At 64.9% G+C, this 26,578-nt stretch carries 20 protein-coding genes; 17 read left to right on the top strand and 3 right to left on the bottom strand.

What is annotated here, in order from left to right; translation table 11 throughout:
• The first annotated feature begins 40 nt into the window (after positions 1–40).
• The 10 genes from MK313_RS08955 (at position 41) to MK313_RS08910 (ending at position 11,804) form a co-directional block, all read left to right on the top strand.
• Positions 41–652 (top strand): hypothetical protein, encoded by a 612-nt coding sequence (locus MK313_RS08955; RefSeq protein ID WP_287780936.1) that lies wholly within the window; start codon positions 41–43, stop codon positions 650–652.
• Complete coding sequence (gene tolB, locus MK313_RS08950; RefSeq protein ID WP_287780935.1) at positions 649–1,995, top strand: Tol-Pal system beta propeller repeat protein TolB; 1,347 nt, start codon at positions 649–651, stop codon at positions 1,993–1,995. Before MK313_RS08955 ends, tolB begins: the two co-directional genes overlap by 4 nt.
• 183 nt (positions 1,996–2,178) lie before the next feature.
• On the top strand, positions 2,179–2,679 hold the full coding sequence (gene pal / locus MK313_RS08945) for a peptidoglycan-associated lipoprotein Pal (RefSeq protein WP_287780934.1): 501 nt from the start codon (positions 2,179–2,181) through the stop codon (positions 2,677–2,679).
• A gap of 137 nt (positions 2,680–2,816) precedes the next feature.
• Positions 2,817–3,854 carry a tol-pal system protein YbgF gene (gene ybgF / locus MK313_RS08940; RefSeq protein WP_287780932.1) on the top strand — a complete coding sequence of 346 codons (1,038 nt, stop codon included), beginning with the start codon at positions 2,817–2,819 and terminating at the stop codon, positions 3,852–3,854.
• Positions 3,845–5,005 carry a tRNA lysidine(34) synthetase TilS gene (tilS, locus tag MK313_RS08935; protein WP_287780931.1) on the top strand — a complete coding sequence of 387 codons (1,161 nt, stop codon included), beginning with the start codon at positions 3,845–3,847 and terminating at the stop codon, positions 5,003–5,005. The genes ybgF and tilS overlap by 10 nt, the downstream gene beginning before the upstream one ends.
• A 90-nt stretch (positions 5,006–5,095) precedes the next feature.
• Positions 5,096–7,024, top strand: coding sequence for an ATP-dependent zinc metalloprotease FtsH (gene ftsH / locus MK313_RS08930; protein ID WP_008946288.1), 1,929 nt, complete (start codon positions 5,096–5,098; stop codon positions 7,022–7,024).
• A gap of 10 nt (positions 7,025–7,034) precedes the next feature.
• Entirely contained in the window at positions 7,035–8,171 is a 1,137-nt protein-coding gene (gene folP / locus MK313_RS08925) for a dihydropteroate synthase (RefSeq protein WP_287780930.1), read from the top strand.
• Between the two features lie 97 nt (positions 8,172–8,268).
• A complete protein-coding gene (glmM, locus tag MK313_RS08920) occupies positions 8,269–9,636 on the top strand; it encodes a phosphoglucosamine mutase (protein WP_287780929.1) in 1,368 nt (455 codons plus the stop codon).
• Between the two features lie 4 nt (positions 9,637–9,640).
• Complete coding sequence (gene thiD / locus MK313_RS08915) at positions 9,641–10,465, top strand: bifunctional hydroxymethylpyrimidine kinase/phosphomethylpyrimidine kinase (RefSeq protein ID WP_121221980.1); 825 nt, start codon at positions 9,641–9,643, stop codon at positions 10,463–10,465.
• A 109-nt stretch (positions 10,466–10,574) separates the two neighbouring features.
• The gene (locus MK313_RS08910) at positions 10,575–11,804 is read left to right on the top strand and encodes a GGDEF domain-containing protein (protein WP_287780926.1); all 1,230 of its coding nucleotides are present in this window, start codon (positions 10,575–10,577) and stop codon (positions 11,802–11,804) included.
• On the opposite strand, the gene MK313_RS08905 is transcribed toward MK313_RS08910, so the two are convergent.
• Both MK313_RS08905 and MK313_RS08900 read right to left on the bottom strand, forming a co-directional pair.
• The gene (locus MK313_RS08905) at positions 11,755–12,354 is read right to left on the bottom strand and encodes a GNAT family N-acetyltransferase (protein ID WP_287780925.1); all 600 of its coding nucleotides are present in this window, start codon (positions 12,352–12,354) and stop codon (positions 11,755–11,757) included. The genes MK313_RS08910 and MK313_RS08905 overlap by 50 nt on opposite strands.
• Before the next feature lie 29 nt (positions 12,355–12,383).
• Positions 12,384–13,778 (bottom strand): PLP-dependent aminotransferase family protein, encoded by a 1,395-nt coding sequence (locus MK313_RS08900; RefSeq protein WP_287780924.1) that lies wholly within the window; start codon positions 13,776–13,778, stop codon positions 12,384–12,386.
• Between the two features lie 129 nt (positions 13,779–13,907).
• Between MK313_RS08900 and MK313_RS08895 the strand changes: the two genes are divergently transcribed.
• The 7 genes from MK313_RS08895 to MK313_RS08865 all read left to right on the top strand — a co-directional run bounded on the left by MK313_RS08895 (position 13,908) and on the right by MK313_RS08865 (position 25,233).
• Positions 13,908–14,624 (top strand): alanyl-tRNA editing protein, encoded by a 717-nt coding sequence (locus tag MK313_RS08895; protein ID WP_287780923.1) that lies wholly within the window; start codon positions 13,908–13,910, stop codon positions 14,622–14,624.
• A 788-nt stretch (positions 14,625–15,412) separates the two neighbouring features.
• Entirely contained in the window at positions 15,413–18,073 is a 2,661-nt protein-coding gene (locus tag MK313_RS08890; RefSeq protein ID WP_287780922.1) for a beta strand repeat-containing protein, read from the top strand.
• A 112-nt stretch (positions 18,074–18,185) separates the two neighbouring features.
• The gene (locus tag MK313_RS08885; RefSeq protein WP_287780921.1) at positions 18,186–19,718 is read left to right on the top strand and encodes a class I SAM-dependent methyltransferase; all 1,533 of its coding nucleotides are present in this window, start codon (positions 18,186–18,188) and stop codon (positions 19,716–19,718) included.
• 181 nt (positions 19,719–19,899) lie between these two features.
• Positions 19,900–20,688: a SapC family protein gene (locus MK313_RS08880; RefSeq protein ID WP_287780919.1), complete on the top strand. Its 789-nt coding sequence runs from the start codon at positions 19,900–19,902 to the stop codon at positions 20,686–20,688.
• A gap of 87 nt (positions 20,689–20,775) precedes the next feature.
• Positions 20,776–21,846, top strand: a complete 1,071-nt coding sequence (locus MK313_RS08875) for a calcium-binding protein (protein WP_287780918.1) — start codon at positions 20,776–20,778, stop codon at positions 21,844–21,846.
• A 121-nt stretch (positions 21,847–21,967) separates the two neighbouring features.
• A complete protein-coding gene (locus MK313_RS08870) occupies positions 21,968–23,818 on the top strand; it encodes a type I secretion system permease/ATPase (protein WP_322098632.1) in 1,851 nt (616 codons plus the stop codon).
• 23 nt (positions 23,819–23,841) lie between these two features.
• Entirely contained in the window at positions 23,842–25,233 is a 1,392-nt protein-coding gene (locus tag MK313_RS08865) for an HlyD family type I secretion periplasmic adaptor subunit (protein ID WP_287780916.1), read from the top strand.
• A 34-nt stretch (positions 25,234–25,267) separates the two neighbouring features.
• On the opposite strand, the gene MK313_RS08860 is transcribed toward MK313_RS08865, so the two are convergent.
• On the bottom strand, positions 25,268–26,536 hold the full coding sequence (locus MK313_RS08860) for a glycosyltransferase family 4 protein (RefSeq protein ID WP_287780915.1): 1,269 nt from the start codon (positions 26,534–26,536) through the stop codon (positions 25,268–25,270).
• Positions 26,537–26,578 lie beyond the last annotated feature (42 nt).

Below are 26,578 nucleotides of genomic sequence, written 5' to 3'. Positions count from 1 at the left end.
GCCGGAGGTTGCCTAGGCGGTCGAACCGAAGCCGGAACCGGTGAAGACGGCTGAGCCGAAACCGGAGACGCCGCCGCCGCCGAAGCCACAGGCCAAGCCGACGCCGCCCAAGGTGAAGCCGGCGGAAACCAAGCCGGAGCCCGAGAAGAAGCCGGAACCGAAGCAGGAAAACCGGCTGGCCTCGCTGCTGTCGAGCGTGAACAAGATGCGCGACCAGATTCCGCCGGAGGACAGCAAGCCGCGCCCGCAGCGCCCGCAGACCCAGCAGGCGGCACCGGCCACACCACAGAATGAGCGCGCGCAGCCGACGAACCGGCTGAACGATCCGACGCGTGACCTGTCGGCCAGCGAGCTGGACGCGGTGCGCCAGCAGATCGCGCAATGCTGGAACGTGCCGTCCGGCGCGCGTTATGCGGAAGAACTGATTGTTGACATATTCGTTGTGATGAATAGCGATGCAACGGTCCGCGAGGCCCGTATCGTCAACAGCGGCAGGATGGGCAATGACCCGTTCTACCGCTCGGCGGCGGAAAGTGCCCTGCGTGCCGTCTTGAACCCGCGTTGCAGCCCGCTGAAGCTGCCGCGCGACAAGTTCGAGGTCTGGAAGACCATGACCTTGAGCTTCAACCCAAGGGAAATGTTGGCTCCATGATTGTTTCAGGCAACACCATCGGACGGTTCCTCACGGCAAGTTTCGCGGTCTGCATGCTGGTGCTGGCTACGGCCCTGCCGGCCTCGGCGGAATTACGCATCGACATCACGCGCGGCGTGACCGAGCCGATGCCCATCGCGATCACCGACTTCCAGGGCGAGGGGCAGAGTGTGGATGTCGGTCGTGACATCTCCCGGGTGGTGGCGGCCGACCTGGAGCGCTCCGGCCTGTTCCGGCCGCTCGACAAGCAGGCCTTCATCCAAACGGCGGCGTCTGTGCAGCAGCAGCCGCGTTTTGCCGACTGGCGGGTGATCGGCGCGCAGGCGCTGGTCAGCGGGTCGGCGATCCTGCAGCCGGACGGACGGCTGAAGGTCGAGTTCCGGCTGTGGGACGTGTTCGCCGAAGAGCAGATGACCGGCCTTGCCTATTACACCGTGCCGGCCAACTGGCGGCGCGTGGCGCACATCGTGGCGGATGCGATCTACAAGCGCATCACCGGTGAGGATGGTTATTTCGACACACGCATCGTCTATATCGCCGAGAGCGGTCCGCAGAACCGGCGCAAGAAGCAGCTCGCCATAATGGATCAGGACGGCGCCAACCATCGCTTCCTGACCGATGGCAATGTGCTGGTGCTGACCCCGCGCTTCTCGCCGACGCTGCAGGAGATCACCTACCTCGCCTATTTCAACAACAAGCCGCGCGTCTATCTGCTGAACATCGATACCGGCCAGCAGGAAGTGCTGGGCGACTTCCCCGGCATGACCTTCGCGCCGCGTTTCTCGCCCGATGGCAATGCCGTCATCATGAGCATGGCGCGCAACGGTAATTCGGACATCTTCGCGATGGATCTGCGCACCCGGAAGGTGCTGCGGCTGACCAACGATCCGGCGATCGATACCTCGCCTTCCTATTCGCCGGATGGCCGTCAGGTGGTGTTCAACTCCGACCGGGGCGGCTCGCAGCAGCTCTATGTCATGGAAGGCGATGGCGGCAATGTGCGGCGCATCAGCTTTGGCGAGGGCCGCTATGCAACGCCGGTATGGTCGCCCCGCGGCGACCTGATCGCCTTCACCAAGATGAATCGCGGCCGGTTCTATATCGGCGTGATGCGGCCCGATGGCAGTGGCGAGCGTCTGCTGACGGAAAGCTTCCTGGATGAGGGCCCGACCTGGGCGCCGAACGGCCGCGTGCTGATGTTCTTCCGCCAGACTCCGACGGACACACGGGGGCAGGGTGGCACGGCGAAACTGTACTCGATCGACCTCACCGGGCGGAATCTGCGCGAGGTGGTTACGCCGATCGATGCGTCGGACCCCGCTTGGTCCCCCTTGATTCCTTGAAATACCACAATTATATTGCGCCCGTCGGTGTAGGGCTAGGGTTCCTACGGGAAAAGCTGTAAGCTGGAACGAAATATGGAAGGTATACTTCCATCTGAGACTGATACCAGCAATCAAGTAGACACCCACGAAACCGTTCTTTCCCCTTAATCTTTGGGATTGCGTTCGCGGAGGGCGAAAATAATGCGTACAAAAATTCTTGGTGTTTTTGCAGCACTGCTTCTGGTTGCTGCTTGCGAAACTGCTCCGGAAACTGGTGCCGCCGCCGGCGGTAGCGGTGCGAGCAGCGGTTCGGGTGTTGCCACGACCCAGCCGGCCGGCCCGCGTGCGGGCTCGCAGGAAGATCTGGTCGTGAATGTTGGCGACCGTATCTTCTTCGACTTCGACAAGTACAATGTCCGCGCCGACCAGCGTGGTCAGGTCGAGAAGTGGGCCGCCTGGCTGAAGCGCAACCCGTCGGTGCGCGTCACCATCGAGGGTCATGCTGACGAGCGCGGCACCCGCGAGTACAACCTGGGCCTCGGTGAGCGCCGCGCCAACTCGGTGAAGGACGCGCTGGTCGCTTCCGGCATCGACGCGGGCCGCCTGACCACGGTCAGCTACGGCAAGGAGCGTCCGGCCGTTCTCGGCTCGAACGACGCTGCCTGGGCGCAGAACCGTCGTGGCGTGCTGGTGGTCAACTAACCACCTGCGCCTTTGAGGTAGAATGGGGCGTCGATCCGGCAGTGGCTGGATCGGCGCCTTATTTTTGCCCTTGGCGCGGTTGAGGCTGAAACATCCTGCCGCAAAATCGCAGGCTTGAAGACGAAATGGGGAGTGCGATGATCCAGAACCGCCATCCGCATCCGGTCCGTCGCTTTGGTGCCGTCCTGTCTAAGACAGTGTTGTCTGGCGCGGCGCGCGCGGCGGCCCTTGTTCTGCTGCTGGGCGCCCTTGTATTGCCGCCGGTCGCCGTGCAGGCGCAGGATCGCGACATGCGTTCGCTGATCGACCAGGTCGGCCGGCTGCAGCAGGATCTCTCCGATCTCCAGCGCCATGTCTATCGCGGCGAACGCCCGGCCGCTGGCGCCGCGGGGAGCGTGCCTCCGGCTGCTGCCGGTGCCGAGGGGCAGGCGCTCTCCAATCTGCATTTCCGTTTGACTGATCTTGAAGCGCGGCTGGCCGAGCTGAAAGGCCGGATCGAGGAGGCCAGCTACGCGACCCAGCGCCTCAATGACCGGATGGAGAAGCTGTCCAGCGATATCGATTTCCGGCTGACCCGGCTGGAGGAACGGATGGTCTCTGGCGAGGGTGCCGCGGTGCCGGCGCCGCAGGCCCCGGACAAGCCGGGTGCGACCACGAACCGGGCGCCTGGCGGCGAGGCGGTGGATGACCGTGGCCCGAAGACCCTGGGCACGCTGCCGCAATCGGCGGCAACTGGCGGTGCCGAGGCGAACCGGCCGGCGCAGCAGCAGGCTGCGCTGCCGGCCAATGCGACGCCGAAGGAGGTTTACGACCAGGCGTTCCAGACGCTGGTGCGCCAGGACTTCCCGACTGCCGAACAGCAGTTCAAGGCCTTCCTCGACAAGAACAAGAATCACGAGCTGGCCGGCAATGCGCAGTATTGGCTGGCAGAAACCTATTATGTGCGCGGCCAGTTCGAGCAGGCGGCGGTGGCCTTCGCCCATGGCTTCGAGACCTATCCGAAAAACGCCAAGGCGCCGGATAACCTTTTGAAGCTGGGCCTGTCGCTGTCGAACCTGAACCGCAAGCAGGATGCCTGCGTCGCCTTCAGCGAACTAACCAAGCAGTATCCGAACGCCGCGCAGAGCGTGAAGCGCCGCGCCGAGCTGGAGCGCCAGAAGCTGAAATGCCCGTAATCGGGCTGGAACAGCGTTTCCTTGACTGTCTCGACCGGCTGGGCGGTTTCGAACCCGCCCCCCGGCTTGCTATCGCGGTTTCCGGCGGTGCCGACAGCCTGGCGCTGACGCTGCTGACGGACCGATGGGCGCGGCTCCGGGGCGGCAGTGCCATCGGCCTGACCGTGGATCACGGGTTGCGTCCGGACTCGGCGGATGAGGCCCGGCAGGTCGCGGGCTGGCTGGCGGCCCACAACATTCCTCACCACACTTTGGCCTGGCAGGGCGAAAAGCCCCGGACTGGCCTGCAGGCCGCCGCGCGGGAGGCCCGCTACCGGCTGCTGGAGGATTTCTGCGCCGCCGAAGGCATCCTGCACCTGCTGCTCGCCCATCACGCCGGGGATCAGGCGGAAACACTGATCCTGCGGCAGGAGGCCGGCAGCGGCCCGACCGGTCTTGCCGGTATGGCATCCATCGTCGAGCGCCCCTTCTGCCGGCTGCTGCGGCCGCTGCTGACTGTTTTCGGTCAGGAACTCCGTGCCTATCTGCAACAGGTCGGGCAGGGCTGGATCGAGGACCCCTCCAATCGGGATGCGCGCTTTACGCGCGTCCGCGCCCGCCGGGCGCTGGCGGAAGACCCGGCGCGGCAGGCATCGCTGCTGGCCGATGCCGCCCGTCTCGGGCGTGCACGCCGTGCGCAGGACCGTGCCGTGGCCCGTCTGCTGGCGCGGGTTGTCGTGGCGCAGCCGGCGGCGCGCGCCCTGACGCTGGACCGCGCAGGTCTGGCTGAGGCAGAGCCGGCGGTGGGCCGTCAGGCGCTGGTGCGCTGCCTGATGCATGTCGGCGGCCAGCCCTATCCGCCCCGGCAGGCGCGGCTGGACCTTCTGTGGGACAAATTTGGCGCCGGCCCGCTGGAACGGTCGGTGACGCTGGGCGGCTGCCTGCTGCGCCCGGAACGGCGCGGCGGGCAGGACAGGATCCGCCTGACGCGGGAAACCGCGCGGGCTGGTGCGGAAGCGCTTGAAGGGCGCGATGCACTCCCCCATTTGAATGAGTCTAGAATGCGGCTTGGCTTGCCCGCCTCGGACGCTATTTATCCCTTTCCGGCTACCCCTCCATTGGCCGGTGCGGATTTTGCGGTTGCGGAGCCGGTGCCGAGCGTTATCTCATGAGGGGTGCTGCAAAAGCGCCCCAAAGGGAATTGGACGGGGATGAAGCCGGCTGGTACAGCCCGCATGCGCCTATTTGAGGATGGCTAGGTCGTGAACAATTTCGGTAAGAATCTCGCACTCTGGATCATAATCGGCGTCCTGCTGGTGGCGCTGTTCAACCTGTTCCAGAGTTCGTCCACCCGGACGCCCTATTCCAGCCTCGCCTTTTCCGACTTCCTGAACGAGGTCGAGAACGGGCAGGTGCGTGACGTCACTGTTCAGGGCAACACCATCAGCGGCCACTTCACCGATGGCCGGGCCTTCAACACCGTGACGCCGCCGAATGACCCGAACATGGTCACCAGCCTGCGCGAGCACGGTGTGCGCATCAATGTGCAGCCACCGGAAGAGGGCATGTCCGGCCTGCTCGGCATCCTGATCTCCTGGTTCCCGATGCTGCTGTTCATCGGCGTGTGGATTTTCTTCATGCGCCAGATGCAGGGCGGCGGCGGCCGGGCCATGGGCTTTGGCAAGTCGAAGGCGAAGCTGCTGACCGAGAAGACCGGGCGCGTCACCTTCGAGGATGTCGCCGGCATCGACGAAGCCAAGATGGAGCTGGAGGAGATCGTCGAATTCCTGCGTGACCCGCAGAAGTTCCAGCGCCTCGGCGGCAAGATCCCGAAGGGCTGTCTGCTGGTGGGCCCTCCGGGCACCGGTAAGACGCTGCTGGCCCGCGCCATCGCCGGCGAGGCCAATGTGCCGTTCTTCACTATCTCCGGCTCCGATTTCGTCGAGATGTTCGTCGGCGTCGGCGCCAGCCGTGTGCGCGATATGTTCGAACAGGGCAAGAAGAACGCGCCCTGCATCATCTTCATCGACGAAATCGACGCGGTCGGCCGTCATCGCGGCGCCGGCCTTGGCGGCGGCAATGACGAGCGCGAGCAGACGCTGAACCAGCTGCTGGTTGAAATGGACGGCTTCGAGGCGAATGAGGGCGTAATCCTGATCGCCGCCACCAATCGGCCGGACGTGCTGGACCCGGCGCTGCTGCGCCCGGGCCGCTTCGACCGTCAGGTGGTGGTGCCGAACCCGGACGTGCTGGGCCGCGAGAAGATCCTGAAGGTCCATATGCGCAAGGTGCCGCTGGCCGGCGATGTCGATGCCCGCGTCATTGCGCGGGGCACGCCCGGCTTCTCCGGTGCAGACCTCGCCAACCTGGTGAACGAGGGTGCGCTGATGGCCGCCCGCCGGGGCAAGCGCGTCGTCGGTATGGCCGAGTTCGAGGCCGCCAAGGACAAGGTGATGATGGGCGCGGAACGCCGCTCCATGATCATGACCGACGAGGAGAAGAAGCTGACCGCCTATCACGAGGGCGGCCATGCCATCGTGGCGCTGCACTGCCCGGAGAGCGACCCGATCCACAAGGCAACCATCATCCCGCGTGGCCGGGCGCTGGGCATGGTCATGCGCCTGCCGGAAGGCGACCGCATCTCCATCTCCAAGGCCAAGCTGCTGGACGATCTGAAGGTTGCCGCTGGCGGCCGCATCGCCGAGGAGCTGATCTTCGGCGAGGAGAAGATCACCACTGGCGCCTCGTCCGACATCAAGATGGTCTCTGACGTGGCGCGGCGCATGGTCACCGAATGGGGCATGAGCGAGAAGCTGGGCTTCCTCGCCTATGAAGCGCCGGAGCAGGAAGTGTTCCTGGGCCACTCGGTGGCGCAGCGCAAGCCGGTCTCCGACGCGACCTCCAAGGTGATCGACGATGAGATCCGCCGCATCGTGGACGATACCTACGCGTCGGCGCGCAAGACCCTGACCGAACATCTGGACGATCTGCACAAGCTGGCCAAGGGGCTGCTGGAGTACGAGACCCTGTCCGGCGAGGAGATCAAGGCACTGCTGGCTGGCCAGCCGGTTGTCCGCGACAGCGGCGAGGATGGCGGCAGCAAGCCGGGCGGCCGGCGCACCTCGGTGCCCACCACCGACAGCGGCGGCGCACCCGGCGGTCTGGAGCCGGAACCCCAGCCCGGCGCCTGACGATCCTGAAGTGACGGCATCGTTTCAACGGGAGGCCTCGCTGCGGCGAGGCCTCGCCGATTCCACCGACCGGCTCTATCTGCGACCGCTCGGCCTGCTGGAGGGCGAGGCGGCGGAGGCTTCCATCGCGGCGGGCCTCGCCATCCGGCTTGCCGGGGCAGCGCGGGCCTTCAGCCTTGCCGATCTTTATTTGCGGCGCGCGGATGGCCGGATTACCGCCATCGCCGCGACGCCCTTGCAGCTGCGCGACTGGGCGGCGGATGAGGGGCTGACCGACAAGGTCGAGGCCTGGTTCGCTCGCTTGTCCATGCCGCGGCCGGACTTTGCCGGGCTGGCGATGGACCGGCCGCAGATCATGGGCGTGGTCAATGTAACGCCTGACAGCTTCTCCGATGGCGGCGATTTCCTGGACCCCGACAGGGCGATCCGGCAGGCACAGGCGCTGGCTGAGGCCGGGGCGTCGATTCTGGATATCGGCGGTGAGTCGACACGCCCCGGTTCCGCCGAGGTGCCGGCGGATGAGGAGCAGGCCCGCGTGGTACCGGTGATCCGGGCGCTGGCGGGCTCAGGCGCAGCGATTTCCATCGACAGCCGCCGTGCCTTTGTCATGGCGGCAGCGCTGGACGCCGGGGCCGGTATCGTGAATGACGTCACCGCGCTTACCGGCGATCCAGGGACCGGCGATACCGGCAGCCTCGATCTGGTGGCGGCACGGCAGGCGCCGACCATCCTGATGCATATGCGTGGCACGCCGCAGACAATGCAGAACGACCCCGACTACCGGTTCGCGCCGCTGGATATCTACGACTATCTGGAAGCGCGGGTGGAGGCCTGCCTTGCCGCCGGCCTGCCGCTGTCCCACATCGCCATCGATCCCGGCATCGGCTTCGGCAAGACGGTCCGGCACAATCTGGAGCTGCTGTCGCATCTGGCGCTGTTCCACGGCCTTGGCTGCCCGGTGCTGCTGGGTGTCTCGCGCAAGGGCTTCATCGGCAAGCTGTCGCGCGGCGAGGAGCCGAAGCGGCGTGTGCCGGGCTCGCTGGCAGCGGCGCTGGAAGGGGCGCGGCAGGGCGTGCAGATGATCCGCGTTCATGATGTGGACGAGACACGGCAGGCACTGGCCATTGCCGGGGCCATAGCCGATTGAGCTGGCTTCTCCGCCTCCTCCCTCATCCCGCCTGCAAATTGCCGCGTTCTCGGCTATTCTCTGGTGTTCATCACCCGCTTCGGATATACCGCGCGCCATGACGAGAAAACTGTTCGGCACCGACGGCATTCGCGGCACTGCCAATACCCATCCGATGACGCCGGAAATCGCGCTGAAGGTGGCGATGGCGGCCGGGCGTCAGTTCATCGGCCAGCGCGGCGGACACCGCCCGCTGGCGGTGATCGGCAAGGATACGCGGCTGTCGGGCTATATGCTGGAACCGGCGCTGACCGCCGGCTTCATCGCCATCGGCATGGATGTGGTGCTGGTCGGGCCGATGCCCACGCCGGCCGTTGCCATGCTGACACGCTCCTTCCGGGCGGATCTCGGCGTCGTCATCTCGGCCTCGCATAATCCCTTCGAGGATAACGGCATCAAGCTGTTCGGGCCGGACGGTTTCAAGCTGTCCGACGAGGTCGAGCTGGAGATCGAGCGGCGTATCGAGATCGGGCCGGAGATGTATCTGGCCGAACCCGCCAAGCTGGGCCGGGCGCGCCGGCTGGAAGATGCAGGCGGACGCTATATCGAATTCGTGAAGAACACCTTTCCCCGGGGCAGCCGGCTCGATGGTTTGCGGATCGTCGTCGATTGCGCGCAGGGGGCGGCCTACAAGGTGGCCCCGCGCGTGCTGTTCGAGCTGGGCGCCGACGTCATTCCCATCGGGGTGGAGCCGAACGGCTTCAACATCAACGACAAGTGCGGCGCCACCGCCCCGCAGGCGATGCGCGACGCGGTGCTGCAGCACAAGGCCGATCTCGGCATCGCGCTGGATGGCGATGCCGACCGGCTGATCGTCTGCGACGAGAAGGGCCAGATCATCGATGGCGACCAGGTGATGGCGCTGATCGCCTCCTTCTGGCATGCCAACGCCCTGCTGAAGGGCGGTGGGGTGGTTGCGACCGTCATGTCCAATCTGGGGCTGGAGCGTTATCTGGCGGGGCTCGGCCTTGCGCTGGTGCGGACCGCCGTTGGCGACCGCTATGTGGTGGAGCGGATGCGTGCCGAGGGCTACAACCTTGGCGGCGAGCAATCCGGACATATTGTCATGAGCGACTACGCGACGACCGGTGATGGTCTGATCGCGGCGTTGCAGGTGCTGGCGGTGCTGGTGGAATCGGCGCGGCCCCTGTCGGAGGTGGCGCGGGTGTTCACGCCGCTGCCGCAGGTGCTGAAGAATGTGCGCTATGGCACGGGCGCGCCGCTGGAGGAAAAGCCGGTGCGCGATGCCATCGCGGCGGGGGAGGCGGAACTGGCCGGGCAGGGGCGGCTGCTGATCCGCAAATCCGGTACGGAAAGCGTCATTCGGGTCATGGCGGAAGGGGAGGATGCGGCATTGATCAACCGGATCGTGGACGACATCGTCGCGGCTGTGCGGGAAACCGCCGGCCAGAAGGTCGCGGGGTAGGCTCATGCGCGGACGCGTGCTGATCGTGGCGGGCTCGGATTCCGGCGGCGGGGCCGGTATCCAGGCCGACATCAAGACGGTTACGGCCCTGAATGGCTATGCCATGACCGCGATTACCGCGCTGACCGCGCAGAATACGCAAGGCGTGTTCGGCATCCACGAGGTGCCGGTCGATTTCATACGCCAGCAGATGCAGCTGGTGCTGCAGGATATCGGTGCCGATTGCGTGAAGACCGGGATGCTGCACCGGCCGGCGGTGATCGAGGCGGTCTGTGCAGAACTGGATAGCCTGGCCAAGGATGTGCCGCTGGTGGTCGATCCGGTAATGGTCTCGCAGAGCGGGCACCGGCTGCTTGACCCGACGGCGATGGACGTGCTGAAGCGCGACCTGATCCTGCGCGCGACGGTTCTGACGCCCAACGTGCCGGAGGCGGAGCTGCTGACCGGCATGACCATCCGCGATACCGACGACATGCACCATGCCGGCCAGATGCTGCTGACGCTGGGGCCGCAGGCCGTCCTCATGAAGGGCGGGCATATGCCCGGCGATACGGTGACCGACCTGCTGGTGACGCAGACCGGCACCCATGTGATGAGCGCCAGCAGGATCGATAACAACAGCAATCACGGAACCGGCTGCACCCTGGCCTCGGCGCTGGCCTGTGGCCTCGCCCAGGGGCTGGACATGCAGAAGGCGGTGGAACGCGCGCGTGCTTATCTGCGGGAGGCGCTGCGGACCGCACCGGGCTTCGGCAAGGGCAGCGGGCCGCTGAACCATGCGCATCCCTGTGGCAAGGGAACAGCAGACTTCTCTAAAATTCCGGATTAGGATTTTCCGATGTTAAAAATCTCGATTTTTATCTTTTAGTAATTCTTCGAGTGTTAGAAAGGCGATGGAGTGTACATTCCATCGCTTTCTGTTTGCAGTCCGGCACAAGATGATCCTGGATACGCGCACATTGGTCCTGGTGGCCTTCGGAATGGCAATCACGGCTGCCGTGACCTTTGCCGCCTCCTGGCGATTCAACCGCGATATCCAGGCGCTGCGCTACTGGGTCTGGACCTATCTGCTGAACGCGCTGGGGTTGCTGCTGATCGTCCTGAACCCCACAGGCCAGGTTTCCTGGCTGCTGCTGGGCAGCAATATGGCCTTCTGCACTGCGGCCCTGATGCTGCTGTGGGGGTCGCGCAATTTCCTCGGCCGGCCGCGCCCCTCCATTTTGTTCATGGCTGCGCCAGCGCTGGCGATTCTGGCGATGGCCTATTTCATCTTCGCCGATTTCGATTATCGCGCGCGGGTGCTGATATCCGCCTTCTATCTCGGCCTGATGGCGATGGCCACGGCCTATGAGCATTTCCGGCCCGGTGCCGCGCGTGGCAGCGCGCCGGTGAAGGTGATGGGCGTGCTGCAGCTGATCCATGGCACATCGCAATGGACCCGTTTTCTGGTCGTGGCCGTCTGGGGTGCCGGCGACAATCTGCTGGAAGTGAATGCCGTGCAGACGGCGGTGTTCTACGAGGCCTGTCTGATGATTGTCGCCGTGCCGATCGCTTGCCTGCTGATGGCGACCGAACGGCTGCACGAGAATCTGCGCCGGATGGCGATGAATGACGATCTGACCGGCCTGCTGAACCGCCGCGCCTTCATGGATGAGGCGCGCCGGCATTTCGCGCGGGCGCTGCGGCAGGGCTCGCCGCTGTCGGTCCTGATGATCGATCTCGACCATTTCAAGAAGATCAACGACGCCAGGGGCCATGATGCGGGTGATGCGGTGCTGGCCGCCTTTGCCGACGAGCTGCGGGCGGGGCTGCGCCGCAGCGACCTGCCCTGCCGTTATGGCGGGGAGGAGTTCTGTGTGCTGCTGCCCGATACCGGCATGGATGGTGCCGCGGCGCTGGCAGAGAATCTGCGCCGGCGCTTCGCGGCGGTCGAGGTTCCGTTCGATGGCGCAATGCTGAGTGCCACCATCAGCATCGGCGTGGCCGAGGCCCAGCCTGCCATGCACATGATCGAGGAAGCGATTTCCCAGGCTGACCGGGCGCTCTATGCCGCCAAGCGGGGCGGCCGCGACTGCGTGATCCGCTTCGAGGCCTCGGAGGATGGTACGGCACCGTCGCTCAGCTACCGAAGCCGCCCCGTGCCAGCCGCTCGCTCAGCCGCGTCCTGACCGCCGGCCATTCCTCGTCGAGGATGCTGAAATAGACCGAGTGGCGGATGCGTCCGTCCGGCATGATCATATGCTTGCGGAAGATGCCTTCCTGCACCGCGCCCAGCCGGCCAAGGGCCGTCTGCGACTTCACGTTCAGCTGGTCGGTCTTGAACTCCACGCGCATGCAGCCCAGCACCTCGAAGGCGTGCTGCAGCATCAGCATCTTCGCCTCCGTGTTCACATGGCTGCGCTGGAAGGCAGGATCGATCCAGGTCCAGCCGATTTCCAGCCGCCTGTTCTTGCGGTCGATGGCGGCGAAGCGGCTGGAGCCGACGATGCGGCCGCTGGCCTTGTCCACCGTGGTGAAGGGCAGCGCCGTGCCCGCCGCCTGGCCGTCCAGCGCTTCCTGCAGATAGGCGCGCATGCCATCGATGCCGGTGGCCGCGGTCGGCGAGTAGAGCCACAGCGCCGGCTCCCTGCCGGCCTCGGCCAGCCCCGGCAGGTGCTCCATCGACAGCGGCATCAATGTCACATGCTGGCCGGACAGGGTTACGGGCTTCACGTCCATAGGCGGGACTCCGGGTTTCGGTGGTGGAATCAGACGACGGCGAGATAGCGTGTGTCGGCGGCCTGCGGGATCAGCTCGCGCAGGATGTCCAGCCCCTGACGCACGGCATCCGCATTGGCCGGCGAGCCGAGGCAGATGCGCACCGCCTCCTCCTCGTGACGGCGGCCGACCGCGAACACCTCGGTCGGGGCGATCAGCACGCCGCGCTGGCGGGCCTCGGCGACGAAGTCGGTGGCGCGCCAGGGGGCGGGCAGCCTGACCCAAAGATGATAGGCCTGTGGCGCGGCATCCCCGGCGAGCGGGCCGAGCACGGACCGCGCGATGGACTGGCGTCGCGCGGTTTCCTGCCGGCGGTTCTCGGCGATGGTGTCGGCGACACCGCTGTTGATCCAGTCGGCGGCGATCTCGCCCATCAGCGGCGGCACCATCCAGGTGGTGGCGCGCACCGCCGCCATGATCCGCGGATGGAAGCGCCGCGGTGCGGACAGGCAGCCGATGCGCAGGCCAGGTGCCAGGCTCTTCGACAGGCTGGTCAGATACAGCACCTGCTCCGGCGCGCGGGTGGCGATGGGGGCGGGCGCATCCGGCGCCAGGAAGCCGTAGATATCGTCCTCGACGATCGGCACGCTGTAGCGTTCGGCGATATGGGCCAGTGCGGCGCGCCGTCCCTCGCCCATGATCGTGCCGGTCGGGTTCTGCAGCGTCGGGATCAGGTACAGCGCCTTGGGCGACAGGGTGCGGCAGGCGACATCGAAGGCCTCCGGCAGCACGCCCTCGCCATCCATCGCCAGGCCGCGAAGCTGCAGCCGCATCATCTCTGCGATGGCGCGGATGCCGGTCCAGGTCAAGGCACCGCACAGCACCACATCGCCCGGCTCGGCGACAGCGGCAATGGCGGCGCTGATCGCATGCTGCCCGCCGGAGGTGAGCACCAGCCGTTCGGGCTCGACCGGGAAGCGGTGCTGCCGGCCCAGCCACGCCGCCACCGCCTCGCGGACCCCCTGCGGGCCATCGAAATCGCCATAGGGCAGCAGGTGCCCGAGGTCGTTGCGCCGGGAGAGCGCTTCCAGGCTGTCGCGCAGCGCTGCCTCCGACAGCGGTTCGGCGGGCGGGTAATTCAGGCTCATGTCGATGGTGCCGTCGCGCTCCGGCGGCGCGTGGTACAGCGCATCGGCGGGCGCGCGCTGGGCGATGAAGCTGCCGCGCCCGACCTCGCCGACCAGCAGCCCCAGCCGCTGCGCCTCGGCATAGGCGCGTGTCACCGTGCCGACCGTCACCCCCAGCAGATAGGCGAGGTCGCGGTGCGTCGGCAGCCGGTCGCCGGGCACGAGCCGGCCGGCCTCGATATCGCGGGCGATGGCCTCGGCGATGGCGCGGTAGCGCGGGCCGGGGATTGTCGCTATGTCAGGGTGCCACTTGCTCATAGCGTAACGGTACAAAGCGCATGAAATTGCGACAATCGTAAAAATGTACCGGTGACAATTAAAGTAAGTACGCCCGCCTGTACCCCTCCGGACAGGGCGCTATAATTGCCTCCAATAAAGGAGGACCGCATGACCGAGGAACTGTTCCGCACCGATTCCTACCTGAAGGACTGCACCGCCATTGTGGTCTCGGCCGGGCCGGAGGGCATCGTTCTGGACCGCACCGTCTTCTATCCGATGGGCGGCGGCCAGCCGGGCGACAGCGGTGAGTTGCGGCTGGCGGACGGGCGGACGCTCCGGATAGCCGACACGCGCAAGGGCGAAACGGGAATCCTGCATGTCCCTGAAGAGCCGGAGGCGGCATCCGCACTGGCCCCCGGCGATGCGGTGACGGCCGTGCTGGACTGGGAGCGCCGGCACCGCCACATGCGCATGCACACGGCGCTGCACCTGATGTGCGCCAGCGTGCCGGGCGACGTGACCGGCGGGCAGGTCGCCGCCGACAAGGGCCGGCTGGATTTCGACCTGCCGGAAGTCACCTTCACCAAGGAGGAGCTGGCGGAAAAACTGAACGCGCTGATTGCCGCCGACCATCCGGTCAGCGCCCGCTGGATCACCGATGCCGAGATGGCGGCCCAGCCGGAGCTGGTGCGTACGCTCTCGGTGAAGCCGCCGATGGGGGCGGGCACGGTGCGGCTGATCTCGGTGGCGGGCGACGCGGTCGATCTGCAGCCCTGCGGCGGCACCCATGTCGCGCGCACCGGGGAGATCGGTAAGCTTGCCGTCGCGAAGATCGAGAACAAGGGCAAACAGAACCGCCGCATCACCATCGCCTTTGCGGAGTAGGGGGGCGGAGTAGGGGATGCTCTCACTCATTGTCATTGCAGGGCTTGACCCGGCAATCCAGGGGCCACGGCCCGAGACGTTACAGGCAAAGCGCCGCCCCTGGACCCCCGGGTCAAGCCCGGGGGTGACAGAAGGAGAAGAAAGCGCCCCGCTCCCATTTTCCCCCGTCTTTTCAGGGACAAGCGCCCTACCGTTGCGGTGGCATGGTAAGAAAACCAGCCAAGACTGATAGAGTTGCCGCAAATGCAGCACCGTCAAATGGCCCGGAGTCAGACAGTCATTTCTGGTTAGAAAGTCACTGTACAAGTAATTTTCAGAACGTCGAGCAAGAAAAACACAGATAAAAATCCGACATCACAATGTGTATTCCGTTCAGGTTAGCCATCGGTGGCGATGAATGACCGGAAAGGAACCGTTCTTGACGAATTCCTTACTGACGGATATAAGCGGCCTGCCGAACGAATTCTGCCATAGCCGGATATATCACGGCCCATTGCCTGATTTGTTGCATATATGCAACGCAACTGCGCTTACCGCTATTTATCGTGGCCGGGCTGGCATTTGCCTCTTGGCGATGGGCGCGACAACGGGTAAAACCGGTGGGCGTTTGAACAAGCGCTGTAACTGCGTCCACCGCCTGGCGAGTTCAGGGATGTCGCCGGCAGCGGTGTTCTAACAGTAGGTTGGGCGGCGCGAGCCTGCTCGTAAGTTGGGGAAGCTAGGGGGCCAAGGGCGGATAACCGTCACGCCACCAGGGGAACCAGGGAAAACTAAGGGAGCTATTAGTAATGGCAACTATCACTGGTACGGACGCCAGCGATTTCCTCGTCGGCACTGCCGATGCGGATATCGTGAACGGCGGGCTCGGCAATGACACCATCCGTGGCCTGGGCGGCAATGACACGCTGAACGGTGCCGAGGGTGCCGACGACATCGATGGCGGCGACGGCAATGACTACCTGATCGGTGGCGCCGGCAACGACACGCTGCAGGGCGGCATGAATGCCGACACGCTGGAAGGTGGTGACGGCGCCGATGTGCTGCGCGGCGGCAAGGGTCATGACTCGATCGTCGGCGGTGCTGGCGACGACACCATCTATTCTGGCCTCGGCCAGGACACGCTGACCGGCGGCGACGGTGCCGACGTGTTCGTCGTGCGTGGCGATGACCCGAACTTCCCGGGCGCGCTGAAGCGCCCGACCATCACCGATTTCGTGGCTGGCACCGATACCATCGCCATCCAGGGTGCGACCGCTGACGAGATCACCACGGCGCTGACCGCGCAGACCACGGTCGATGGTGGCGTGCAGTTCTCGATCAATGGTGCGACCGTTGTCGTGAAGGGAACCGGTCTGACCTCGCTGACCTCGGCGAATGTGACCACCGAGGCTGGCATTCCGGAGAATAATCCGGGCCAGACGTACACCCTGACCACTAACATTGACGCCCTTACGGGTTCCAGCGGTGATGATACCTTCGTTGGCGCTCAGAACGGTGCCACTGAAGGTGCGCAGAGCTATCAGACCGGCGACTCGCTGAATGGCGGTGCTGGTACGGACCGCTTCAATCTGACGATCACTGATGCGACGACGGCTCCGCTGGCCACCTTGAACAGCATTGAGCAGGTTTATGTCCAGACCACGGTTGCCGAGACGCTTAATGCGGCTTCTTGGTCGGGCGTGGAGCAGATCTGGAATGATCGCGGCACGAACACCCTCACTGTCAGCAATGTCGGTGCTCTGGCGACCGTCGGTGTTACCGGTGTGACGAACAACACCTCGACCACGACTGTGCAGTTCGCTGCCAGCACGCTGACGGGCACTTCGGACACCGTTAAGATCGCTCTGTCGGGCGCCACGGATGCCGGTGCGGTGCGTGCGGATAACAATACTGCCGCTGGCGGTGTTGAGACCTTCGCCGTGACTTCCACGGGCACGAACAAGATTGCCGCTCTGACGACCGGTACTGACCTGAAGACGGTTACGTTCGATGGTTCGGGCAACCTGACCGTCACCGCGACGATTGCGAACGCAACCACCCTGAATGGCTCCACCGCTACCGGTAAGCTGGCCATTGAGAGTGCTGTGGCGAAGGTCAATGTGACCACCGGTTCCGGCGACGATACTGTTACGCTGGGACATGCCGCCGGCGCCGCTGCGCTGAGCAAGGATGTCACGGTCGACCTCGGTGCCGGCAATGACACCCTGAAGCTCACCAACCTGAACGCCGCCAATACCGTTGAGGATGGCGCGTCGATCAAGGGCGGTGAGGGTACGAATACCCTTGAGGTGAAGGCTGCCTTCGCTGCCGGGATGACGGCGCTGACCGCCACTGACGCTGCCAAGAAGGGCTTTGAAGGCTTCACGAAGTTGACCATCTCGGATGCCGCCGGTGCAGCGATCAATGCCTCTCGCCTGGGTGACATCAACTACGTTGATTTCGCTGCTGCCGCGACGGACACCCTGAGCGGCATCAAGTCGGGCAGCTCGGTTGAGCTCTCTACGACTGGCAACACCCTGACGGTTGACGTTACGGATGCTGCGGCTGCTGGTGCGACGAGCGATGCACTGACCATCGTGCTGAAGGGCGCTCACGCTGGTGCTGATATTGACTACGGTACGCTTACCGCAGCCAATGTTGAACACATCACCGTGAACTCGACTTCGTCCGTCACAACTGGCCTGGTTGCTGCTGATACCAACCAGATCGACCTGACGGTTGCCAACATCCGCACCCTGACCGTCACCGGTAACATCAAGGCTGACCTTGACGGCGCGGCTCTGACAGGCGGCGCGCTCGAGAAGATCGACGCCTCTGCCAACACTGCTGGTGTGAATGTTAGCATCGCTGGTGCGGCGCAGGGTGTGGTGATCACCGGTACCGGTAAGGCGGACATCATCATCGGCGGTAACGGCAATGATGTGATCACTGCTGGTGCGGGTGACGATGCCATCACTGGTGGGGCTGGCGATGATACCATCGACATCTCCGGCGGTGGGTCCAATACCCTCACCATCGGTACCGGTAAGGACACGATCACGGGCTTCAATGTCGGTGCCACGGCTTCTGGTGGTGACATTCTGAACCTGTCGGCTCTGACCAAGGCTGCCGGTACTGCCAACCTGACCCCGGTTTCGGCGACGGGTGCGACGGCCATCACCGACAACAACCTGTTCGTTGTCGACCTGACCACCGACGGCAAGGACTACGGCGGGGCCAACTTCGCCGAGCTGTTCGGTGCCGGTAAGGCCTTCGCTACCACCGATACTGGTGCAGATGCGGCAATCAACGGCTTCGTCGTGGTCCGTGGCGCAACCAACACTCAGGTGTACCTGGTTGACCAGTCTGACGGCGATGCGATTGACGCGACTGACGTTACGCTGATCGGTGTGCTGAATGACGTTAACAACGCCAGCACCTTCGTTGCAGCGAACTTCGATCTGTCGTAAACGGCAAATCAAGTTTTAGCTTTAGGCCCGCCCCTTCGGGGGCGGGCCTTTCTTTTTGTCTGAAGGCCGGGTAAGCCTGTAGCCACGTAATTTCTGAGGGGAGATGATGGGCATGAGCGACTGGACGGCTGGCTATGTTGCGGAGCTGGAATATTCTCAAGGGGTCTATCGGGAGATGGCACCAGCGCTGCTGCGCCTGAACCTGCTGCTAAAGCAGGCGGATGTAACGGCACTCTCCGGCACGCCCCTGCGCTATGCGGAGTTGGGCTGCGGCCACGGGCTGACCGCCACCATGATCGCCGCGTCGTATCCGGGGGCCGAGGTTCACGCCACCGACTTCAACCCCGCCCATGTCGCCGGGGCGCGCAAGCTGGCCGCCCAGGCCAATCTGAAGAACATCCAGTTTTACGAGCACAGCTTCGCCGAATTTCTGGCCGCCGACCTGCCGCCCTTCGATGTCGTGGCGCTGCATGGCGTCTATAGCTGGATCAGCGCGGAGAACCGGGCGCTGATCCGCGATTTCCTCTATGCGAAGCTGAAGCCGGGCGGGGTCTGCTACATCTCCTATAATGTGCTGCCCGGCTGGGCGCCGGCCATGCCGATGCGCAAGCTGATGATCGAGCTGGGGGAGGGCAACAAAGCACAGCCGATGGCCGCGCGCATCGATGGCGCGCTGGACTTCATCGGCCAGATGCAGAAGACCAATGCCGGCTATTTCAAGGCCAACCCGCTGGCGGCGACGCGGCTGGAGGGCATGCAGAAGCATAGCCGCAATTACCTGGCCCATGAATATATGAACCGCGACTGGAACCTGTTCTACCATTGCGACGTGGCGCGGGAGCTCAGCATGGCGAAGCTGACTTTCGCGGCCTCGGCCCATGCTGGCGACCATGTCGATATCGTGAATTTGACGGTGGACCAGCAGCAGCTACTGGCCGGCGTCTCCGATCCCGCCGTGCGCGAGACGGTGCGCGATTTCCTGGTGAACCAGCAGTTCCGCCGCGACATCTTCGCCAAGGGTCTGCTGCGCCTCTCCGCCCAGGAACAGGTGCAGGCGCTGGCCAACACACGCTTCGCGCTGACCGTGCCGCGACCCTCCCTGGCGTTGAAGGCGGGTTTCCCGGTCGGCGAGGTCAATCTGCAGGCCGATGTGTATGAGCCCATCGCCGATGCGCTGGCCGACAAGCCGAAGAGTGCCGCCGAACTGCTGGCGTCCGAACCGATCAAGGCGATGGGCTACCAGAAGGTGATGCAGGCGCTGGTGATCCTGACCTCCAGCGGGCAGGCCTCGCCCGCGCTGGACGACAAGGCGGCGCGCGAGGCGAAGCCGCATTGCGACCGGCTGAACGCGGCGCTGATCGAACGGTCGCGCACCAGTGCCGACATCGCCTATCTGGTCAGCCCGGTCATCGGCTCCGGTGTGCAGGTGGACCGCTTCACCCAGCTCATGCTGCTGGGGCGCAAGCTGGGCCAGAAGGATATTGCCGGCTTCGTCTGGTCCGTGCTGTCGGCGCAGAACCAGCGCATCCTGAAGGACGGCAAGACGCTGGAAACGCCGGAGGAGAATCTGGCGGAGCTGAAGACCCGCGAATCCGACTTCACCGCCAAGACCCTGCCGCTGCTGACCGCGCTGGGCATCGCCTGATCTTGAATGTCTGCCGCAGGAGGGCAAACATACGCGTTATGTCACCCCCGGACTTGATCCGGGGGTCCAGGGGCGGTGCCCAGCCTGTTGCGTCTCAGGCGGTGGCCCCTGGATTGCCGGGTCAAGCCCGGCAATGACAAGGAGATAATGGGCCACTATTCCGTAACCCGAGTAGATTACCATGTACAAATCGCTTCATCCCGTCTCGCCCGAACGTCACGGCGGCAAGGCCTGGCGCGGTTTCTCCGGCTATCTGTACGCCGCCGGGGAGGCGCTGCTGCCGCTCTGCGCCGTGGAGCTGCCCCGCGCCGCGGCGGATATGCCCATCGGTTTCATCCGGCAGAACGATCAGGTGGCGCCGGTTGCCATCTGCGCGCTGGTGCCGGGGCAGAATTTCTACATCGCGCCGGACGGGCGGTGGCTCGGCGCCTATGTGCCGGCGATGCTGCGCGCCTATCCGTTTGCGCTCGTGCCAGGCGAGGGTGACCAGCGCGTCGTCTGCATCGACGAGGATAGCGGCCTGCTGCTGGAAGCACCGGACGGCGAGGGCACGGACCCCTTCTTCGACGATCAGAACCAGCCCGCCGGCAAGTTCGCCCAGGTCGTGGATTTCCTGACGCATCTGGAGCGCGACCGGCAGGCGACGGCGCGGCTCTGCGCGCTGCTGGACCGGCATGGGCTGTTCGCCGACTGGCCGATGAAGGTGGATGCCGGCCAGGGGGCGCAGGATGTGACCGGTATCCTCAGGATCGACGAGGCGAAGATGAACCAGCTTTCCGACGAGGCGTTCCTCGAACTGCGGAAAGCGGGCGCCCTGCCCTTCATCTATACGCATCTGCTGTCGGTGAACCGGTTGCCGGTGCTGTCCAGGCTGGCGCAGCTGCAGTCCCAGCTTCAGCAAAGGCAGCCGACCCTTGCCGATGCCTTCGAGACACCGCTGGATGACGGGCTGGAATTCAATTTCGATTGAGAATTTTTCTTAATTAGGGGGTGGTCATCAAGGCGGTGGCCCGCTACCCTTTTCCCCTGCTGATGGTGGTCAATAGGGGAGGGGAAAATGGCCAGAATCGTGATTGAAAGCCTGCCGCTGACGGAAACGCCGGTTCAGCTTCCTGCGGGTGCGAAACCAGAACACCTGTATCTGGTGTTCATCGCCGATGATGGGACCGAGCGTGTGATTCGCGCCGATGGACCGCAGGGCACAATCCTGGTCCAGGCCGATATCCTGCTCTCCGAAAGTACCGATGCGCGCGGCAGCGCCACACCGGAGGAGCGCAATCAGGCCGATGTCGATCTGATGGGGCGCGATCCGGCGGAGGTCTGGGCGACAATGGTCCAGCATGCCGAGGCGATCCATGCGGCGCAATTGCCCTATCGCTTTTACGAGAACGCCCAGAACAGCAATTCGGTGGTGGCCTCGACGCTGAATTCGGTGGGCATCGACATCGACAGCAACATGCCGGCGGGCAAGAACAACGATCAGGGTTTCTTCACCGGCATCGAGAACAAGATCGACGCGGTGACGCCGCCTGTCGTGAACTGGAGCTATCAGCTGAGCGACGATATCCGGCTGCTGCGGGCTGGCGCCGGCAACGACACCATCACCGGCACGGATGGCAATGACACGATCTATGGTGGTGAAGGCAGCGATTCCGTCTTTGCCGGACTGGGGCATGACCTGCTCGACCTGACCGGGACCACAGCAGGCAATATCCTGAATGGCGGCAATCAGGGCGACACCATCCTGGGCGGGGCTGGGGATGACGAGCTGCGCGGCGGCAAGGGGCTGGACAGCATCGTCGGCGGTGCCGGTGACGATACGATCTATTCCGGCCTCGGCCGCGATACGCTGACCGGCGGGGATGGCGCGGATGTGTTCGTGCTTCGCGGGTATGATGAGCGCTTTCCCGGTGCCGTGCTTGCGCCGACGGTAACCGATTTTACCGCGGGAACGGATAAGGTTGCGATTCAGGGCGTCAGCGCGGCGGAAATCGCGGCCGCCCTGCAAAGCCAGGCTACTGTGGAAGGCGGTGTTGCGCTGTCGATTGCCGGCGCGACGCTGACGATTATCGGTGTTTCCAGCCTGAGCGCAGGTGACGTCGGGACGGCAGAAGCGTTCGGCGTATAGGCCTCGGCAATCCCCCTGCGGCCTCTCGCCGCGCATCGCTTTACGCTAACCGGCGGCTCGGTTATAAACTCACTGTACTTCCGTAGGGGACTCCTGCGGGGCAGCGGCACCGGGCGACCTTATGGGCAGCCTCCTGTGCGGCGTGCGGCCACAGCAACGAAGCGAACAACTCAGAATGCAGACAGCGAGAACGGAAGCAGGCGCGGCAATTCAGCAATGCCGCAGCATGCTCATGGCCACGGCGGTATTCAGCTTTTTCGTGAACCTGCTGCAGCTGGTGGCACCGCTGTTCATGCTGCAGGTCTATGACCGCGTGCTGCAGAGCCGCAGCAAGGAGACGCTGGTCGCGCTGGTCATCATCGCCATTGTGATGCTGATCGTCATGGGCGTGCTGGAGGCGATCCGCAGCCGCGTTCTTGTGCGCATGGGCGCGCGTATCGACCGGCTGATGGGCGGCCGGCTGCTGCAGGCCCTGCTGGAGATCACCAACCGGTCCGGCCGCGGCCAGGAAGGCCAGGTGCTGCGCGATCTGGAGACGCTGCGCGGCTTCATGACGACCAGCGGTATTTTCGCGCTGTTCGATGCACCCTGGGTGCCGGTCTTCATCTTCGTCATGTTCCTGTTCCACCCGATGATCGGCGTGGTCGGCGTGATCGGCGCGATCATCCTGTTCTCGCTGGCGCTGGCAACGGAACTGCGGACCCGCGATCCGCTGCGCCTTGCCGGCATGTATGCCTCGCGCGCTAATGATTTTGCCGAGACCAGCCGGCGCAATGCCGAAGTCGTGCAGTCGCTGGGCATGATCGGCGGCGTGCGGCGCAAGTGGCAGGGCATGCATGATGCCGCGCTCTCGCTGCAATCCATCGCCAGCGACCGGGCGGGCTCGATCACCGGCGCCAGCCGTGCCTTCCGCTTCGGGCTTCAGGTCGCCATCCTGGCGGTCGGCGCCTATTACGTGCTGCTGCACGAGATCACGCCGGGCGTGATGATCGCCGGCTCCATCATCATGGGCCGCGCGCTGGCACCGGTCGAACAGGCAATCGGCGTGTGGCGGCAGTTCATCCAGTCGCGTTCCGCCTATGGCCGGATCAAGGATCTGCTGGCCAAGGCGCCGCCGAAGCCGCCGGCCATGCCGCTGCCAGCTCCCAAGGGCAAGCTGATGGTGGACAAGGTCGTGTTCGGCCATCCCGGCGGCAAGCCGATCCTTAAGGGCGTTTCCTTCGGGCTGGAGCCGGGCGAGAGCCTGGGCATCATCGGTCCGTCCGCAGCCGGCAAGTCCACCCTGGCGCGTATCCTCGCCGGTGCCTGGCTGCCCGTCGCCGGCACGGTGCGTCTGGATGGCGTCGATCTGGCCACCTGGGACCGCGAGGATGCTGGCCAGTATGTCGGCTATCTGCCGCAGGATGTGGAGCTGTTCGGCGGCACGGTGAAGGAGAATATCGCCCGCTTCCAGGACGCCGAGCCGGAGCAGATCATTGAGGCCGCCCGCAAGGCCGACGTGCACGACATGGTGCTGCAGCTGCCCAAGGGCTACGAGACGGAGATCGGCGAAAGCGGCTCCTCGCTGTCCGGCGGCCAGCGCCAGCGCCTTGGGCTCGCGCGCGCCCTGTTCGGCAATCCGCGCTTCCTGGTACTGGACGAGCCCAATTCCAATCTCGACAGCGATGGCGAGGAGGCGCTGCGCCAGACCCTGGTGCAGCTGAAGCAGCAGGGCGTGACGGTCGTCGTTGTCGCGCACCGCCCGAGCATCCTGTCCGTGGTCGACAAGGTGCTGTTCCTGCGCGATGGCCTGCCCGAGATGTTTGGCCCGCGCGCCGATGTGCTGGCGCGCCTGACCCGGCCGGTGGGCGGTACCGCAGCCGCGCCGGTATCAGGCCGAGCCGCTGCTCGCCCCCGTATCGCTGCTACCGACCAGAAGACGGATGCGCAGGGCGGCGACGAGCCGGCCCAGCCCGCCAGCGACAGCAAATAGCATAACCGGAAGATCGATCCATCATGGCCAAAACCCCATCCCTTCCCGGTAATGCCCTTCCCGGTAATGCCCTTCCCGGTAATGCCCGGACGGGAAAAGGCGCCTCCGACGCCCAGGGTTTCCCTGAACTGCAGACCAATGCGCGCGGCCCCATCCTGGCCGGTATGATCATCATCGGCGTGATGTTCGGCGGCTTTGGTCTGTGGTCGGCGGTCGCGCAGCTCGACAGTGCCGTCGTTGCCGGCGGTGTCATCGCGGTCGAGGGTAACCGGAAGGCGATCCAGCATCTCGAAGGCGGTATCGTCGCCGACATCCTGGTTTCCGATGGCGACAAGGTGGAGAAGGACCAGGTGCTGCTGCGCCTCGACCCGATCCGGCCTCAGGCCAATTTCCAGATCGTGCGCGGCCAGCTTGACGCGGCGCTTGCCCTGGAGGCGCGCCTGACAGCGGAGCGGACTGGCGCGGAGGGCATCGACTTCCCGCAAGGCCTGCTTGATCGCCTTGTCGAGCCTGAGGTGGCGGATGCCATCCAGGGCCAGATCACCCTGTTCGAGGCGCGGCGCGATGCGATCAAGGGCCAGGTGGAGGTTCTGGAAAGCCGCATCCTGCAGCTTCGGGAGGAGATCAAGGGCCTGACCGAGGAGCGCGCGGCGAACGTCCGGCAGATGGCCATCCTGAAGGACGAGATTAACGGCATTCAGGATCTGGTCTCGCGCGGCCTCGTCGCGCGGCCGCGACTGTTGGCGCTGCAGCGTGCGGTGGCAGATCTGGAAGGCGAGAATGCCCGGCTCAGCGGTAATATCGCCCGCCAGCAGCAGGCCATCGGCGAGACCCGGCTGCAGATCATCTCGATCCAGAACCAGTTCCGTGAGGAAGTGGCGCGCCAGCATCGCGAGACGGAGGCGCAGATTTTCGACCTGCGCGAACGCTTCACGGCGGCGCGCGACATCGTGGACCGCATCGAGCTGAGGGCGCCGCATTCGGGCTATGTCGTCGGGCTGCGCGCGCACACCATCGGCGGCGTGATCCGCCCCGGCGAGACGATCATGGAGGTCGTGCCGTCCGGTGAGGAACTCGTGCTGGAAGCGCAGGTGCGGCCGGAGGATATCGATAATGTGACGGTCGGCCAGGAAGCCGATGTCATGCTGACCGCCTTCAAGATGCGCAATACGCCGAACGTGCCCGGCGAGGTGGTGACGGTCTCCGCCGACCGGCTGGTCGATGAACGGTCGGGCGCGCCCTATTACCTGGCTAAAATCCTGATCGACAAGGATGCGCTGGCCAACCTCGCCCATGTCGAGCTGCAGCCCGGCATGCCGGCCGAGGTGTTCATCAAGGTCGGCCCGCGCACGCCGCTGAATTACATGATCGAACCGCTGACCGACAGCATGCGGCGGGCCTTCCGCGAGCCGTAAGCCCGGGGAGCCCTACGCCCCGGCCAGACCCCGATCAGGAGGCGGTGAGCGCCGGTGATTTGCCGGCCGCCAGGTCCAGGGCCGGGGTTTTGCCGGCAACCAGCGTGTCGATCAGGCCCAGCTGTGCCGGCAGGCAGATGCTGGCCAGGTCATACCGGTCCACGATGGTCTGCCGCGCCGCGCGGCGCAGCGCCGCCATCCGGTCGGGATGGTCCAGCACCCGGTCCACCGCATCGGCAACGCCGGTGGGCGAGAAGAAATCCACCAGCAGCCCGTTCTTGCCATCCTCGACCGCTTCCATCACCGGGCGCGTCGAGGAGCCGATGATCAGGCAGCCGGCCGACATTGCCTCCAGCATCGACCAGGACAGCACGAAGGGGTAGGTCAGATAGACATGCGCCGAGGAGAGCTGCAGCACCTTCACGAAGCCGGAATAGGGAATACGGCCCAGGAAATGGACCCGCGCGGGGTCGATCTTCACTTCCTTCAGCAGCTCCTCGCGATAGGTCCGGCCGTCTGACAGCCGCCGCCCATAGGATACCTCGTCGCCGCCGACCACCAGGAAATGCGCCTTCGGCCGCCGCCGGCACATCTCCTCCAGCGCCTTCATGTACACATGAAAGCCGCGATAGGGCTCCAGATTGCGCGAGACATAGGTCACCACCTCGTCGTCACGGCTGAGCGTCACGCCGCTTGGCAGGGTGACGCGAACATCATCCTTCGGCACCAGGGTCGCGGTATCCACGCCATCATGGATGACCGATATCTTCTGCTGATAGGCGGTGGGATGCACCTCACGCTGCCAGAAGGTCGGGCTCATGCCCCAGTCGCAGGCTTCCAGGCTCAGCAGGTTCACGGTGTTCTTCAGGCGCAGCCGGAAGAAATCGTCCATCGTGTTCGGATACATCGGATCGAAGCCGCAATCCGCCCCCTCGGCATGATAGAAGAACTCGAAGAAGCCCAGCAGCGGCACATCCGGATAGACATCCTTCACGAACAGCGCCTCGCCCCAGCCCGGATGGGCACAGATGATGTCGGGCTTCCAGCCCTTCTCCTTCAGCGCAATCAGTACGCGGGCCACGGCCTGTCCATGCAGCACACCGTTCTCCGCGCTGGTCAGGTAATGATGGGTTTGCGGGTTGGCCTCCCGGTGCGGCTTGTAGTCGATGCGGCGGATGCCGGTGATCGTGTTGCCATTGGGCTTGGAGATGAAGACGATGTCGTTCTTCGGGTCCTGCTTCAGATGCATCACCAGATGCTTGTACTGGCCGGGGCAGTTCTGATGGATGAACAGGATACGCACCGTTCTCTCTCCTTTGGCTTTGGTTCGCCCTTTGTAGGGGCG

Source organism: Oceanibaculum sp. (genome assembly GCF_022449305.1).
GTDB classification, from domain to species: domain Bacteria; phylum Pseudomonadota; class Alphaproteobacteria; order Oceanibaculales; family Oceanibaculaceae; genus Oceanibaculum; species Oceanibaculum indicum.
This window is presented reverse-complemented; position numbering and strand designations above follow the sequence as displayed.